This window comes from Burkholderia sp. AU38729, assembly GCF_020419725.1.
Classification (GTDB): Bacteria; Pseudomonadota; Gammaproteobacteria; order Burkholderiales; family Burkholderiaceae; genus Burkholderia.
Genome location: NZ_JAIZQO010000010.1, coordinates 1 through 14,636 on the forward strand (window position 1 = coordinate 1; position 14,636 = coordinate 14,636).

Annotated in this window: 17 protein-coding genes; 9 read left to right on the forward strand and 8 right to left on the reverse strand. The window is 64.6% G+C overall.

Translation table 11 applies throughout. The features are described from left to right. The 5 genes from LGM56_RS25015 to LGM56_RS25035 all read left to right on the forward strand — a co-directional run. Positions 1-198, forward strand: a 198-nt coding sequence (locus tag LGM56_RS25015; RefSeq protein WP_226207062.1) for a hypothetical protein, incomplete at its 5' end; no start/stop codon positions are given. Between the two features lie 160 nt (positions 199-358). After that, positions 359-1,576 (forward strand): DUF2863 family protein, encoded by a 1,218-nt coding sequence (locus LGM56_RS25020; RefSeq protein ID WP_089495315.1) that lies wholly within the window; start codon positions 359-361, stop codon positions 1,574-1,576. A 212-nt stretch (positions 1,577-1,788) separates the two neighbouring features. Further along, complete coding sequence (locus LGM56_RS25025) at positions 1,789-2,625, forward strand: response regulator transcription factor (RefSeq protein ID WP_089495316.1); 837 nt, start codon at positions 1,789-1,791, stop codon at positions 2,623-2,625. 75 nt (positions 2,626-2,700) lie between these two features. Then, positions 2,701-3,375, forward strand: a complete 675-nt coding sequence (locus LGM56_RS25030) for an energy-coupling factor ABC transporter permease (RefSeq protein ID WP_089495317.1) — start codon at positions 2,701-2,703, stop codon at positions 3,373-3,375. A 139-nt stretch (positions 3,376-3,514) separates the two neighbouring features. Further along, positions 3,515-4,168: a BspC domain-containing protein gene (locus LGM56_RS25035; protein WP_041492904.1), complete on the forward strand. Its 654-nt coding sequence runs from the start codon at positions 3,515-3,517 to the stop codon at positions 4,166-4,168. Positions 4,169-4,249: 81 nt separating this feature from the next. Here LGM56_RS25035 and LGM56_RS25040 read toward each other — a convergent pair whose 3' ends face one another. Further along, entirely contained in the window at positions 4,250-5,404 is a 1,155-nt protein-coding gene (locus tag LGM56_RS25040) for a M14-type cytosolic carboxypeptidase (protein WP_089495318.1), read from the reverse strand. An 88-nt stretch (positions 5,405-5,492) separates the two neighbouring features. Continuing rightward, positions 5,493-6,275 (reverse strand): peroxide stress protein YaaA, encoded by a 783-nt coding sequence (gene yaaA, locus LGM56_RS25045; protein WP_089495319.1) that lies wholly within the window; start codon positions 6,273-6,275, stop codon positions 5,493-5,495. 57 nt (positions 6,276-6,332) lie between these two features. Between yaaA and LGM56_RS25050 the strand changes: the two genes are divergently transcribed. After that, positions 6,333-6,830 carry a putative toxin-antitoxin system toxin component, PIN family gene (locus LGM56_RS25050; RefSeq protein WP_089495320.1) on the forward strand — a complete coding sequence of 166 codons (498 nt, stop codon included), beginning with the start codon at positions 6,333-6,335 and terminating at the stop codon, positions 6,828-6,830. Positions 6,831-6,863: 33 nt separating this feature from the next. Then, positions 6,864-8,036, forward strand: coding sequence for a pyridoxal phosphate-dependent aminotransferase (locus LGM56_RS25055; RefSeq protein ID WP_226207063.1), 1,173 nt, complete (start codon positions 6,864-6,866; stop codon positions 8,034-8,036). A gap of 42 nt (positions 8,037-8,078) precedes the next feature. Here LGM56_RS25055 and LGM56_RS25060 read toward each other — a convergent pair whose 3' ends face one another. Beyond that, entirely contained in the window at positions 8,079-8,735 is a 657-nt protein-coding gene (locus LGM56_RS25060; RefSeq protein ID WP_226207064.1) for a glutathione S-transferase, read from the reverse strand. 202 nt (positions 8,736-8,937) lie between these two features. On the opposite strand from LGM56_RS25060, the gene LGM56_RS25065 reads away from it, so the two are divergent. Beyond that, the gene (locus LGM56_RS25065) at positions 8,938-9,729 is read left to right on the forward strand and encodes an oxepin-CoA hydrolase, alternative type (protein WP_226207065.1); all 792 of its coding nucleotides are present in this window, start codon (positions 8,938-8,940) and stop codon (positions 9,727-9,729) included. Between the two features lie 245 nt (positions 9,730-9,974). After that, on the forward strand, positions 9,975-10,667 hold the full coding sequence (locus LGM56_RS25070; protein WP_089495324.1) for a glutathione binding-like protein: 693 nt from the start codon (positions 9,975-9,977) through the stop codon (positions 10,665-10,667). A 47-nt stretch (positions 10,668-10,714) separates the two neighbouring features. Here LGM56_RS25070 and LGM56_RS25075 read toward each other — a convergent pair whose 3' ends face one another. The 5 genes from LGM56_RS25075 to LGM56_RS25095 form a co-directional block, all read right to left on the reverse strand. Beyond that, positions 10,715-11,191 (reverse strand): MaoC family dehydratase, encoded by a 477-nt coding sequence (locus LGM56_RS25075; RefSeq protein WP_039370625.1) that lies wholly within the window; start codon positions 11,189-11,191, stop codon positions 10,715-10,717. After that, complete coding sequence (locus LGM56_RS25080) at positions 11,188-11,649, reverse strand: MaoC family dehydratase (protein ID WP_089425972.1); 462 nt, start codon at positions 11,647-11,649, stop codon at positions 11,188-11,190. The genes LGM56_RS25075 and LGM56_RS25080 overlap by 4 nt, the downstream gene beginning before the upstream one ends. Positions 11,650-11,686: 37 nt before the next feature. Continuing rightward, a complete protein-coding gene (locus LGM56_RS25085; protein WP_226207066.1) occupies positions 11,687-12,820 on the reverse strand; it encodes an acyl-CoA dehydrogenase family protein in 1,134 nt (377 codons plus the stop codon). Between the two features lie 19 nt (positions 12,821-12,839). Continuing rightward, positions 12,840-14,036, reverse strand: a complete 1,197-nt coding sequence (locus LGM56_RS25090) for an acyl-CoA dehydrogenase family protein (protein WP_089495326.1) — start codon at positions 14,034-14,036, stop codon at positions 12,840-12,842. A gap of 102 nt (positions 14,037-14,138) precedes the next feature. Next, positions 14,139-14,561, reverse strand: coding sequence for a DUF1178 family protein (locus LGM56_RS25095; protein ID WP_046544753.1), 423 nt, complete (start codon positions 14,559-14,561; stop codon positions 14,139-14,141). Between the last annotated feature and the right edge of the window lie 75 nt (positions 14,562-14,636).

Here is a 14,636-nt window from a genome sequence, read left to right on the forward strand (position 1 = left end):
TCAGCAGCGCTGCGTTTTCAGCAGCAGAGAAGCGAGATTATGAACCGTGTTTCGCAGCTCGTCAACAACTTTTTACACTACATCGTTGCGACTGCGGGGCTCAACTTCCAGGCCAGTTGCGCGCTCCAGACTCCAGCACACCGCCAACCCTGCTTCCCTCTCCCGCGCTGCGTTTCCGTTAGCGCGAAAGAGGCGTGATTGTAGGTAGCTCGCGACATTCGCGCAAGGGGTTTGAAGCAACTTTTTTACAAACGCTGCGATTTGGCCAGCCGGCCATGTGTCGGCACGAGACCGCTTATGGTGCAAAGAACGGACTAGAATGTGAGGCTCTTCGCCTCTTTCTATATACGTCTTTAATATGCGCCAGCGAATCGCCAAACGCCTCCCCCCCGATGCCGACAAACTGGTCGGCCTGTCGCTTGCGCTCTTCGCCTCGGGCAGCCGCATCGAGGACCGCTTCTGGGAAGCGAAGCTCGATGCGCTGCTCTCCAAGATTGTCCGCAACGGCAACCAGACCACGCTCGACGCAGCGCTCGACCATCTGCAGCAGAATCATCCCGACGCCTACGGCGCGCTCGCCGACATGGCCGAGACGCACAGCGAGTCGATGGTGATCGAGCACGACGGCCAACCGTTCGATGCGCTGCTGGTCGCCGTCCCGGTTCTCGCATGGACGCGCTACATGATTCCATCGGGCCCGCTCAAGGGCGACGTTGCCGACGCACTTCGAACGCACCTGCAGGCGCACGTCCTTGCGAACGGTACCCTCGTCGGGCTTGCCCCGTTCCTCTACAGTATCGACCAGTTGCCGCGGCACCACGTCGAGACCTACCGGCTCGCCCAGCAGCTCGCACATGGGGCGATCAGCCAGCACACGCCCAAGCTCAGCTTCGGCGACCTGCCGGAAACCTCGCCGATCCTGGCCGACCCGCGCTTCCTGCTCGCCGTCGTCGCGGCCCCCGCCGGCGCACCGCTGTTCCGCTGGCAGGAAGAAGAAAACGGCAGCCGGATCGAACGCGGCCAGTGCCTCGAGCAATGGACGGCCCAAGGCGGCCCGAACCTGTCGATCGCGCTGCCCGGCTGCGAATTCGAATGCCTACTTCCGGACGCGTACTATTCGGCCTGCCGAGATGCGGACGAACGTATCCGTCCACATACGGTCCGAACGGCCATTCGTTATCTATTCGACACACTTGGTGCGGCACCGCAAGAGCTGCGCGCGGTGGTCGCCGGCTTCGGCGAACGCCGTATCGACGAGTACCGTGTCGGCTTCACGCGGCGTGCGAACAACGACGTAATCTACGGCGTCGTATGGCCGCTCTACGGCCGTGAAAACGGCGATATGTCGATCGACAGTGCGACGCTCGAAGGCGAAGCGCCGATCGAAGGCCCGGTCGAGGAAATCGTAAGTCTGCTGAAGGAATGCGGCGTAACCGACGTCCGGCGGCACGCGGGCCGCTTCGAACCCGAATATTGCGATGACTGCGGCGTGCCGCTCTACGCAGATCCGCTCGGTGAAATCGTCCACGCCGAAATGCCGGAAGACGCGTCCCCCGCCCAGCCGCACTTCCACTAATCCGCAGCACAACAGGCCCAACGGCCTGCCCACCTGAAGCCGCTCACGGTTCCCGCCGGAGCGGCTTTTTACTTGTCTGTCCTCCCGCCGCCCGAAATTTCATACTTTTCCTAAGCCTTTCAGCCAAGCAGACATCGTGTAAGGTCTTTGTCATCATCAGACCCAAGGCATGCCAGACGGCAGATCAATGGCTCACATTACGGAGGTTGAATATGCGGTTCCTGATGCTCAATTCAGACGCCGAGCGGCGTGACGGACTGAAGGCCCTGTTGCGACAGATCGACCGTCACGCCGGCATCAACGATGTGCCCGACAGTTTTCAGGCGCGCAGGCTGCTGCGCAACCAGCGTTTCGACCTGGTCGCGATCGACTGGCTCGACGTCGGCCGGCTCAGCGAGCTTCAGGCGCTCTGCAGCGCGTGCTCGCCGACACCTGTCGCCGTCCTCGTCGACGAAACATCGCCGGAGGCCATCCAGCGCTTCTTCAACTACGGTGTCGCCGGCGTGATCCCACATTCCACGCGGCCACACCTGATCGTGCGTGCGCTCGAGATCGTGCTGCTGGGCGGACACTACATTCCGCCGATCGCGCTCCGCCTGCTGCCTTCCACTGCTGCGGCGCGCTACGATGCCCATTTCCAGACGCTCGCCGGGTCGCTCCCCCGGCGGCCGCCGAGCGGCCTCCTGTCGCCGCGGCAAGCGCAGATCATGCGCTTCGTCCACATGGGCAGCACCAACAAGATGATCGCTCGCACACTCGGCATCAGCGAAGGCACCGTCAAGATCCACCTCGCCAGCATCTTCCAGCAGCTTGGTGCCGCCAACCGGGCCGCCGCGGTCGCAATCTACAACGGGTGGCTGTCGCCCCACCTCGAGGTGCTGTTGGCGAACCGCAGTCGTGCGCGCAAGCCGCCCATCGGCGAACAGGGCCCAGTTCCGCTGCGTACGCAACGGAGTGAACGCCCGTACCCGTTGCCGGCCTCGATCGATAGCGCGCAGGACCTGCCGATCGCCGCCGAGCCGCCGGCGCGGTTCCGGCGCGAACGCTAGCCAAACAGTCTCGATATTGCGACGGTCGGTGTGTGCGGATTCCCACCTTTGATGCTCAACGAGTAATATGGACGCATGGGTTTTCTTTTCACACCGCTTCCGCTCTGGGTTGGCGTCGGTGGCTGGATCGCCGCCGCGGCTCTGCTCGCGCTCGCGATCTGGAATCGTCCCTTCGTGCGCCTGCAGGACGCCACGCTCCAGCACGTATGGCTCGCGCTCGTCACCGCCATTGCGGTCCTCTGGGCCTCGAATGCGTGGCTCGACGATGGCATCGTCATGCATCTGCTTGGCGCGACGCTGCTCGTCACGCTGTTCGACTGGACACTCGCACTGATCGCGATGGGCGCCGTCACGGCGGTCGCCGCGATCATCTTCGATGCGCCCTGGCAGGGCATTGGCCTGACCTATCTGATCTACGGCGCGCTGCCGGTCGCCGTGTCGGCATTGCTGCAGCGCGCCGCACTCGCATGGTTGCCGCACAATCTCGCGTCGTTCATTACCGGCCAGGGATTCCTGTCGCCCGCCATCGCGATCATCGCGGTCGCCGCTGCCGCAGCCGGGGTTCAGCTCGCGCTCGCGGATGGCGTTCCCGTCGTGATTCCTGCCGGCTATCTGCTGAACACCGCGCTGCTCGCACTCGGCGAAGCGTGGTTCACCGGCATGGCGACCGCACTCATCGCTGTCTATCGTCCCACGTGGGTCACGACCTTCGACGTCCGGCGCTATCGTCTCGGCGGCCCGCGCGCCTGAATTGTCCTCCGGCGGCGGCGCCGTCATCACGCGCCGGCACTCCCTCGCTCAGTACGGCAGAATGCGACATCTACTGCCGCACAACTTTTTTACGCTAAGATTGAACTCCGGTTCTTCATCGGGCATCTATACGTGCCCGATGTCTCATTCGCTCCTCACCAATAACCAGATGGACAGCTCTCCTGCGTCGCTCCGGATTTTCCGGGCGCTCGGCAAGCTGGCAGCCTGCATTGCGGGCCTGTCGCTTGCGCTTCCGACACCGGCATTCGCCGATCTGCTCGACCAGCGCTCCGAACTGATCAACAAATTCGTCAACGAAATGCATGCCGATCCGCTCGCCGCCGATTGTGCAGCGCACGGCAGCTTCATCGCCAGCACGTCGTCGGCCTTCGACCGCGTGGACTTCGCGCCGAACGCATTCGACAGCGGCAACGCGACGATCACGCCATGGAACGACTCGTTCGACCAGGGCAAGCAGCGCGTGAAAGTCGACAATATCGTCACGGTCGACGGCCTCGGCATCCACAGCGACGGCAGCGACCCGACGCCGCTGAAATTCCGATGCGGCTATGTCGGTCAGCAAATGCTCGCGTTCAGCTGGAACGACCCGGTTCCGCCGCTTAAGCCGCGCGTCGAGCGCTCCTCATCCTCGACGAAGAAATTCAAGGGCAAGTCGCACCGAGGCAAGGGCAAGGCAAAGGCATCGGGTCGTACCGGCAGCAAGAAGGCCGTCGCAACGAAAAAGTCGAGCGGCCAGAAAAAAGTCGTGAAGAAGACCGCGAAGAAGTCCTGATCCGCCGAAACGACATCCACAGAAGTAAAAAAGCCGGGGCATCCTGAGATGCCCCGGCTTTTTCATACGGCGACGCTACGCTTACGCGAACGTGTCGACGTGCACCAGGATCGCCGCCAGCATCGCCGCGCCGAGCGCCGCGCTTCGCTCGCCGTTCCAGCCGACGCGTTCGTCGGGCAGGTTCGCGTTGTCCTTGAACGGCATCTCGAGCGTCAGCGACAGACAGCCGAACTGATGGCCGATGTACTTCGATGCGAGCTTGAGCGCGTCCTCCTTGTACTTGCTCGCGGCATAGCCGTGTTCAGTCTGGAAGTCCGGGCTCGCGACCTTGAACGCTTCGATGAACGCGGTCTGCTCCTTGCCCTGCTGCTCGGTAAAGCTCGGCAGCATCTCGGACCCGGCAACGAACACATACGGCAGATCCTCGTCGCCGTGGATGTCGAAGAACATGTCGCAGCCAATCGCATGGATTGCATCGCGCACAGCCAGCACCTCGGGACTGCGCTCGGCATCGGGCGCCATCCACTCGCGGTTCAGGTTCGCGCCTGCGGCATTGGTGCGCAGGTTGCCATGCACGCTGCCGTCCGGGTTCATGTTCGGGACGATATAGAACGTCGCACGATCGTACAGCTTGCGCGCGACCGGATCGCCGGCCCAGTCGCCCCATCCGGCCAGCCGCTTGACGAGACCTTCGACGAACCATTCGGCCATCGACTCGCCGGGATGCTGGCGCGCGATGATCCATACCTTCTTCTTCGGCGCGCCGCCGGATTCCGGCGTACCGAGCGTCAGCAGCGACATCGGGCGACCTTCAACCGTGCGGCCGAGTTCGACGACGCTCGCCTGCGGCAACTGCTGGACCGCGCCGAGAAACGCCGCGTGACGCTCTTCCGAGTATGGCTCGAAATACGCGTAGTAGATGCTGTCGAATTCCGGCGTATGGTCGATGGTCATCGTCTTGCCGTCGAACGTCGTCGGCACGCGGAACCAGTCGACCCGGTCATAGCTCGCCACCGCGCTGTAATTGCGCCAGCCCGACGGATACGCGCATTCGGCAGCATTCTCGAACGTCATCACGCAGCGCTCGCCGCGCGCGCCCGTCAAGCGGTAGTAAAACCATTGCGCGAATTCCGAGCGGGTGTCGCCGCGCACGCGCAGCCGAATCGCATCGGGACTGTCGCACGACACGACGTCGATTGCGCCTGCGTCGAAATTGCTGGTGATCGAAAGGGCCATCTGTCTCTCCTGGGGCGACCGGAACAGGCGGTGTAGCGCTTGCCCGGCCTCATGCATGCGCCGGCCGTCTCGTGAACGGCCGGCAGGGTCACTCGCCGACTCGCCGGCGATATACGTAAGTCGAATCGTTCGACGCGGCCGCATCGAACGCATAGCCTTCCGTCGCGAAATCCTTCAACGCCTTCGGGTCGGTAATACGGTTTTCGACGATAAAACGCGCCATCAGGCCGCGCGCACGCTTCGCATGGAAGCTGATGATCTTGTAGCGGCCGCCCTTCCAGTCCTCGAACACCGGCGTGATGACCGGTGCGGCCAGCAGTTTCGGCTTGACCGACTTGAAGTATTCGGTCGACGCGCAGTTGACCAGCACGCGCGCCGTGCCGCTGCGCGTCTCGAGCTGTTCGTTCAGCGCCCGCGTGATGCGGTCGCCCCAGAACGCGTACAGATCCTTGCCGCGCGCGTTCGCGAAGCGTGTGCCCATCTCGAGCCGGTATGGCTGCAGCAGGTCGAGCGGACGGAGCAGCCCGTACAGGCCCGACAGCACGCGCACGTGCTGCTGCGCATAGTCGAGATCGGCGGACGACAGCGATTTCGCGTCGAAACCTTCATAGACGTCGCCGTTGAACGCGAGCACGGCCTGCTTCGCGTTGGCCGGCGTAAAGGTCGACGACCAGTCGGCATAGCGCTGGAAATTCAGGCGCGCGAGCGGATCGGAGATATCCATCAGCGTTGCGATGTCCTGCGGCGACAGCTTGCGCAGGCCGTCGATCAGCTCGGACGCGTCGTCGACGAATGCAGGCTTCGTGTAAGACTGGACGTGCGCGGGCGTATCGTAGTCGAGGGATTTGGCTGGAGAGAGAACGATTATCATAGAGGCTCGCTGGCACGCCGTGCCTTGCGGTCAGACGAAAACCACCGATTGTAACGAATGACCCGCTCTCTCGCCCCGCACGCCGCGCATCGCGTCGTGCTCGACTCGAACGTCTGGATCGACATCCTCGTATTCGACGACCCCGCTACGCGCCCGATCCGGGCCGCGCTGGAACGCGGCGCGCTTGCCGCCGTGATCGACGGCCGCTGCCTGACCGAGCTCGAATACGTGCTCGACTATCCGCAGTTTCGGTCTCGCGCCATCGACAAGGCGGCCGCACTCGCGACCGTCGCACGGCTCGCGAGCCTCGTCGAGCCGCCGCCCGTCGACGCCGACGCGCCGCCGCTGCCGAAGTGCAAGGACCGCGATGACCAGAAGTTTCTCGAACTCGCCCGCGCCGCCCAGGCCGAGTGGCTCGTGTCGAAAGACCGCGCGCTGCTGAAGCTCGCGAAGCGCACCGCACGCGACTTCGGCTTCCGGATCGCGCAGCCCGCGCCATTTACCGAGGCCTGCTCGCTCGACGCCGCGCCGGACACGACGACCACGCCGGCCTGACCTACGCCGCACCACCCGATTTCGACCGTATCGATGAACGCTCCTTCAGACATGCCAACGACTCCCGTTTTCCCCTCGCGCCTGCCGAACGTCGGCACGACGATCTTCACGGTCATGAGCGCGCTTGCCGCAGAAAAAGGCGCGGTGAACCTCGGCCAGGGCTTTCCGGATTTCGACTGCGATCCGCGCATCGTCGATGCGGTTGCCGCCGCGATGCGCAACGGGCACAACCAGTATCCGCCGATGGCCGGTGTCGCGCCGCTACGCGACGCGATCGCGGACAAGATCGCACAGGTCTACGGCCGGCGTTACGATCCGGCGACCGAAATCACCGTGACGGCCGGCGCGACGCAGGCGTTGCTGACCGCGATCATGTGCACGGTGCATCCGGGTGATGAAGTGATCGTCGTCGAACCGACCTACGACAGCTACCTGCCGTCGATCGAACTCGCGGGCGGCAAGCCCGTGTTCGTCACGCTGGAGGCGCCCGACTACACGATCCCGTTCGACCGTCTGGCGGCCGCGATCACGCCGAAAACGCGCATGATCCTGATCAACACGCCACATAACCCGACGGGTACCGTGTGGCGCGAGTCGGACATGCGCAAGCTCGAGGAGATCGTGCGCGGCACCAACGTGCTGATCCTGTCCGACGAGGTCTACGAGCACATGGTCTACGACGGCGCGCGCCACGAGAGCGTCGCGCGCTATCCGGAACTCGCCGCGCGCAGCTTCATCGTGTCGAGCTTCGGCAAGACCTATCACGTGACGGGCTGGAAGGTCGGCTATGTCGCGGCGCCTGCCGCGCTGACCGCGGAATTCCGCAAGATCCACCAGTTCAACGTGTTCACGGTGAACACGCCGATGCAGATCGGGCTCGCCGACTACCTGCGCGACCCGGCGCCGTACCTGACGCTTGCCGACTTCTACCAGAAGAAGCGCGACTTCTTCCGGGCCGGCCTCGAGCGCACCCGCTTCAAGTTGCTGCCCTGCACGGGCACGTACTTCCAGTGCGTCGATTATTCGGCGATCAGTGACCTGCCGGAAGCGGAATTCTCGAAGTGGCTCACGTCGGAGATCGGCGTGGCCGCCATTCCGGTGTCGGCGTTCTATCACGAGTCGCACGAATCGGGCGTCGTCCGATTCTGCTTCGCGAAGCAGGAAAGCACGCTCGCGTCCGCGCTCGAACGGCTCGCCCGCCTGTAAGGCCCGCACGGGCGGTCGCACGCCGCCCTGCGGGAACCGCGCTTACGAACGCGCGGCGCTCGTCGCGTCGATATACGCCTTGCGCTCGGCCGCCACGCGCTGCGCGGCAGGGCGCTCGCCCACCTTCTTGGCATGCGCCTTCCAGTCGATGCCCGCATCGAGCAGGAAATCGCGCCCGAATACGGCTTTCGTCGCCATGCCGATGACCGGCAGATGGACCCACGCGGCGATGTCCGCGAGGCCGAACGACTCGCCGAGCACATACGGCGAAAACCGCGTCATCTGCTTGAATGCATCAATCGCGCGCGGCAGGCGCTTCTCGACGTGTGCCTTCATCCCGTCGCTAACCTTGCCGCCGAAAAACGCTTCGGTGTAGACCTCGCGCGCCATCCATTCGAGATACAGTTCGAGCGTCTCGATGAGTTCGCGCACCTTCGCGGCCGCGAACGGGCTCGCCGGGAAAATGCCTTTTTCGGGATAGCGCGCCGCCAGGTACTCGATGATCACCTGCGACTCGAACAGCGCGCCTTCTTCGGTCTTCAGAAAGGGAATCTTGCCGAGCGGCGAATCGGCGAGCTGTGCCGGATCGCTGACCGGCAATCCGCAAACCGACTCCTCGAACGGAATGTCGTGCTCGAGCAGGACGAACTTCACCTTGTTGTAATAGTTGGACAACGGAATACCGCACAGCTGTAGCATCGGAGTCTCCTTCCTTGCTGAAGCGCGGCCGCATCGGTGTCGGCCGCATCGGGATTCATCGTGCTGAAAAGCACGTTCGTGCTAGTCTAAAGCAAGTTTCGCGTCCGTCACGACAACAATACCTCTGCTGCGACATCGCCCGCATCAGCACGCGCTATGTGTCCGCTGCCGCAGCCCTGCCATCCGATGGAGACACGCTCGCATGAGTGCTGAACTGCTGGCCTCGCGTCCGCCCGAGAGCGAATCGACGCTCGTCCTCACGCTATCCAACCCCGGCGCGCGCAATGCGCTGCATCCCGACATGTACGCGGCCGGCATCGAAGCGCTCGCCACCGCCGAACGGGATCCCGGGATTCGCGCGGTCGTGCTCACCGGCGCCGATCGCTTCTTCTGCGCGGGCGGCAATCTGAACCGGCTGCTCGACAACCGCTCGAAGGATCCGTCCTACCAGGCCGACAGCATCGATCAGCTCGCCGCATGGGTAACGGCGATCCACGCTTCGACGAAGCCGGTGATCGCAGCGGTGGAAGGCGCCGCGGCCGGCGCGGGCTTCTCGCTCGCGCTCGCGTGCGACCTGGTCGTCGCCGCGCACGATGCGAAGTTCGTGATGTCGTACGCGCGCGTCGGCCTGACGCCCGATGGAGGCGGTTCGTGGTTCATCGCCCGCGCGCTGCCGCGTGCGATCGCGGCCGAGATCCTGTTCGAAGGCAAGCCTGTTGCGGCCGAACGTCTGCACGCGCTCGGCGTCGTCAACCGGCTCGCCGTGCCCGGCGCGGCACTGACCGATGCCGTGGCATGGGCCGACGCGCTCGCCGGCATCTCGCCGAACGCACTCACGCGCATCAAGTCGCTGCTCGACGACGCGACGGCGCAACCGCTCGACGCGCATCTCGCCACGGAGCGCGATCATTTCGTCACATCGCTGCATCATGCGGACGGGCTCGAAGGCATCACCGCATTTCTCGAGAAACGGCCGCCCCGCTACAAGCGCTGAGCGGTCGCGCCCGCTTTCGAACTGACCTGTCGCCACCGCATCGACCCGATGCGGCACGGCGACGCCGCCATCTCGACGACTCGGGACGATACGCAATCGCCCCGGCGCCATGTAGTGCAACACGCAAGCACACGCATCGGCACGCACGTTCCCGTCGCCAGCAGCCCGCATCGATCCATGCTCTAATGACCGCCTGTCGCGGCGCTGCCGGCGCCGTTTTCGCGCATGCAACATAGGAGTTCACGATGATCGACGTCTATAGCTGGGCGACCCCGAACGGCCACAAGGTGCACATCATGCTCGAGGAAACGGGCCTCGCTTATCGTGCCCATCCGGTCGATATCGGCGCGGGCGACCAGTTCAAGCCGGAGTTTCTGAAGATCAGCCCGAACAACAAGATCCCCGCGATCGTCGATCCGGACGGCCCCGGCGGCCAGCCGATCTCGCTGTTCGAATCGGGTGCGATCCTGATCTACCTCGCGGAGAAGACCGGCAAGTTCCTGCCGACCGATCCGGCCGCACGCTACGCGACGCTCGAATGGCTGATGTTCCAGATGGGCGGCGTCGGCCCGATGCTCGGACAGGCGCACCACTTCCGCCTGTATGCGCCGGAGAAGATCGAGTATGCGGTCAACCGCTACACGAACGAGGCAAAGCGCCTGTACAACGTGATGGACAAGCGCCTCGGCGAATCCGAATATCTCGCGGGCGACGCGTATACGATCGCAGACATTGCGACGTTCCCGTGGACGCGCTCGTGGCAGAACCAGGGCATCGTGCTCGACGAATTGCCGAACGTGAAACGCTGGCACGACGCGATCGCCGCGCGACCGGCCGTGCAACGCGGTGTCGAAGTGCTCGCGTCGATGCGCAAGGCGCTGCAGGACGACAAGGCACGCGAGGTGCTGTTCGGTGCGACGCAATACGCGAAGCACTGACACGCATGTGACGGGCGGAGCGGCATCCGTGCATGCCGCTCACCGCTTCAGAAGTAATGCAGCGTGATGAATTCCGCCGCGCAGACGGGCAGCGGCACATCGGGACGCTCGACCTGCATCGTCACCGACCACGTCACCTGCACACCGTCCCGCGCAGCCTCGGCGGTTTCCTTTACCGCAAACAGCGCACGCACACGCGCACCGACCGGCACCGGCTTCAGGAACCGCACGCGGTTCAGTCCGTAGTTCACCCCCATCTTCTGCTCGAAACGCATCGCATCGGCCATCAACGCCGGAATCAGCGACAGCGTCAGGAACCCGTGCGCGATCGGGCCGCCGAATGGCGACTCGCGCCGCGCGCGTTCGGGATCGACGTGAATCCATTGATGATCGCCGGTCGCATCGGCAAAGCCATCGACACGACGCTGGTCGATCGCGATCCAGCCGCTCGCGAGCGGCTCCGCGCCGACTCGCGCCTGCAGCGCCTGCGCCGATGCGATCAGCGGCAAGGTCACGTCGGTCATGCCTGCGTGCCTCCCGGATGGCGCAGCCCGAAGATCACCTTGGTATGCACGGTGATCACCGTCTCGCCGGCGCCGTTCACGCCGACCCATTCCGTCGACACGATGCCGCGATCGGGCTTGCTCTCCGACACGCGTTTGTCGTGGACCTTCTGATACATCGTGATCGTGTCGCCGGCGCGCACCGGCTTGAGCCAGCGGATCGAATCGATGCCCGGCGAGCCCATGCTCGTCGAGTCCGACCCGAGCTTCTTGATGAGCAGGCTCATGAACACCGAACACGTATGCCAGCCGCTCGCGACGAGCCCGCCGAAATGCGATGCTTTTCCCGCTTCTTCGTCGAGGTGGAACGGCTGCGGGTCATAGCGTTGTGCGAACGCCTTGATGTCGTCCGGTTCGAACGTGTAGCGGCCCACTTCGGTGGTACTGCCGACCACCAGGTCTTCGTAACTGATGCCCACTCGGTGTCTCCTTGTCTGGTGCGCTCGCGCGTCGCCGTCATGCTGCGTCGGTCTGCGCGAAATCGGGCAGCGCCGCGATGCGGGCAAGATGATGATCGGTGTCGCCAAGCGTCGTCTCGATGATCGTCAGCCGCTTGAACAAGTGTGCGGCGGCGACCTCGTTGGTCACGCCCATGCCGCCGTGCAGCTGGACGGCCTGCTGGCCGACGAAGCGCGCGGCGGCGCCGACACGCGCTTTCGCGGCCGACACGGCCTTGCGCCGCGCATCGGCATCGCCGCTCGCGTAGCGTACGGCTGCCAGGTAGGTCAGCGAACGCGCCTGCTCGGCATGGATCAGCATGTCGACCATCCGGTGCTGCAGCGCCTGGAAACGCGCGATCGGCACGCCGAACTGTTCGCGCGTCCTCGTGTATTCGACCGTCGCGCGATTCAGTTCGTCGAGCACGCCGACCGCTTCCGCGCACAGCAGGAACGTCGCGTAATCGGCCACCTGCTCGAGGGCCGCCGCGTCGCGCGCACCGCCCGTCAGCAGTCGCGCCGGCGTTTCATTGAACTCGATCGTCGCGGCACGCTGGCCGTCGATCGTCCGGTAGTCGACCACCTTCGCGTTCGCGGCATCCCGTTCGACGACGAAGAGGCCGACGCCGCCACCGTCGACGCGTGCGGGCACGATCCACGCATCCGCCTGTGCGCCATGCTGAACGACCGACTTCGTGCCGGTCAGCCGGTACGTGCCGCCCTGCTCGCGCGCATGCGTGTCGAGTTCGAACAGGTCGTAGCGCGCATGCGGTTCGTGGAACGCGACTGCCACACGCTTCTGCCCCTGCGCGACGGCTTCCAGCAGCGCCGCATCCTCACCCGCGCCGGAGCCGGCAATGCGCAAGGCCTCGATGCCCACCGCCGTTGCCCAGTACGGCTCGATCACGAGCGCACGGCCGAGTTCCTGCATCACGACCAGCATGTCGACCGGGCCGCCGCCGAAGCCACCCTGCGCGTCCGGCACGGGCAGCGCGGTCAACCCCAGTTCGGCGAACGCGCTCCATTGCGCGTCCGACACACCCGCATCGCTGCGCACGATTGCCTGGCGCGCTTCGAAGCCGTATTGCTCGCCGAGATAACGGCGCAGCGCGTCGGCAAACTGCTGCTGCTCATCGGTAAAGCTGAAATCCATGGTTGTCTCCGTTCCCTGATCACAGCCCCAGAATCATCTGCGCGATGATGTTCTTCTGGATCTCGTTCGAGCCGCCGTAGATCGACGTCTTCCGATAATTGAAGTAGTACGCGGCAAGCGGTGCCGCATCGTCGTCGCCCGCGATGCTGTGCTCGCGCTGGCCGTCGAGGAACGGTACGTCGAACGGTGCGGCGAGCGGGCCGATCGCGTCGACCATCAGCTCGGTGAGCGCCTGCTGCACTTCCGTGCCCTTGATCTTCAGCATCGACGCCTCGGGGCCGGGCCCCTTGCCGCTCGTCTCGCGGCTGACGACGCGCAGCACCGTCACCTCCAGCGCCATCAGCTCGACCTCGAGCGCCGCGACCTTCGCGGCGAACACGGGATCGGCGAGCAACGGCTTGCCGTTCTTGCGCTGGTTCGACGCCACACGCTTCAGGAACGCGAGCTCGCGCTTCGACCCGCCGACGCGCGCGATGCCGGTGCGCTCATGGCCAAGCAGGTATTTCGCGTAGGTCCAGCCGCGGTTCTCGTCGCCGACGAGATTCTCGACCGGTACCTTCACGTCCTCGAAGAACACCTCGTTGACCTCGTGGTCCTCGTCGAGCATGACGATTGGGCGCACCGTGATGCCGGGCGTCTTCATGTCGATCAGCAGGAACGAGATGCCCTCCTGTTTCTTCGCGGCCGGATCGGTGCGCACGAGGCAGAACATCATGTCGGCGTACTGGCCGAGCGTCGTCCAGGTCTTCTGTCCATTGACGACGTAGTGGTCGCCCTGGCGCTCCGCGCGCGTGCGCAACGAGGCGAGATCGGACCCCGAACCCGGCTCCGAGTAGCCCTGGCACCACCAGTCGGTGCCATCGAGAATGCGCGGCAGATAATGACGCTTCTGCGCTTCGCTGCCGTATTTCATCAGCACCGGCGCGACCATCGATACGCCGAACGGCAGCACGGTCGGCGCACCGATCCGCGCGCACTCCTCTTCCCAGATGTGTCGTTGCGTCGCGTTCCAGCCCGGGCCGCCATATTCGACCGGCCACGCGGGCGCAGACCAGCCTCGCTGACCGAGAATCCGGTGCCAGCTCGCGAAATCCTCGCGATCGAGTCGTTTGTGATCGAGTACTTTGGCGCGCAGTGCGTGAGGCAGGTTGGCCTCGAGCCAGGCGCGAACGTCGACGCGGAACGCGTCGTCCGAGGGGGAATAATCCAGATCCATGCGCAGTGTCTCCTGTCGACCGGAGTTAGCGCTTCAGCGGTTAGTCCGGTCCCATGCAAGGCTGTCCGCAGCCGTCCGGCCCGGCAAGGACTCACTGCAATGTCATTGCAGCGGTTCTTTGAGCGCGGCAGGAATCGGCAGCGGCATCACGTCGATGCCTTCTTCGGCCAAGGATTGCGCATCTTCAGGCGTCGTGACGCCACGAATGCTGCGTGCCGGCGCCTCGTTGTAATGGATGCGCCGCGCTTCCTCGGCGAAGCGCTCGCCCACATTCTCGGTTTTCTCCAGCACCTCGCGCAGCGCACGCATTACCTGCGCCTGCAGTGCACGCGAATCGACCGGCTGGGCCTGCGTCGCGCCCGACAGGTTCAGGCGCGGCGCCGACGGCAGACGGTTGACCTCGGTCGTTCCGCACACCGGACATTCGACCAGCTTGCGGGACAACTGCGCTTCGAATTCATCGGCGGAAGCGAACCAGCCTTCGAACCGATGACCGTGCGGGCACTGTAAATCGAGGACCTTCATGCTGAATCAGGGCGTGTGGCGAGTGTAGCGCAAAAAGCGGTTTTGTGAACGGTCGTGCTAAATATCGATCGCGCG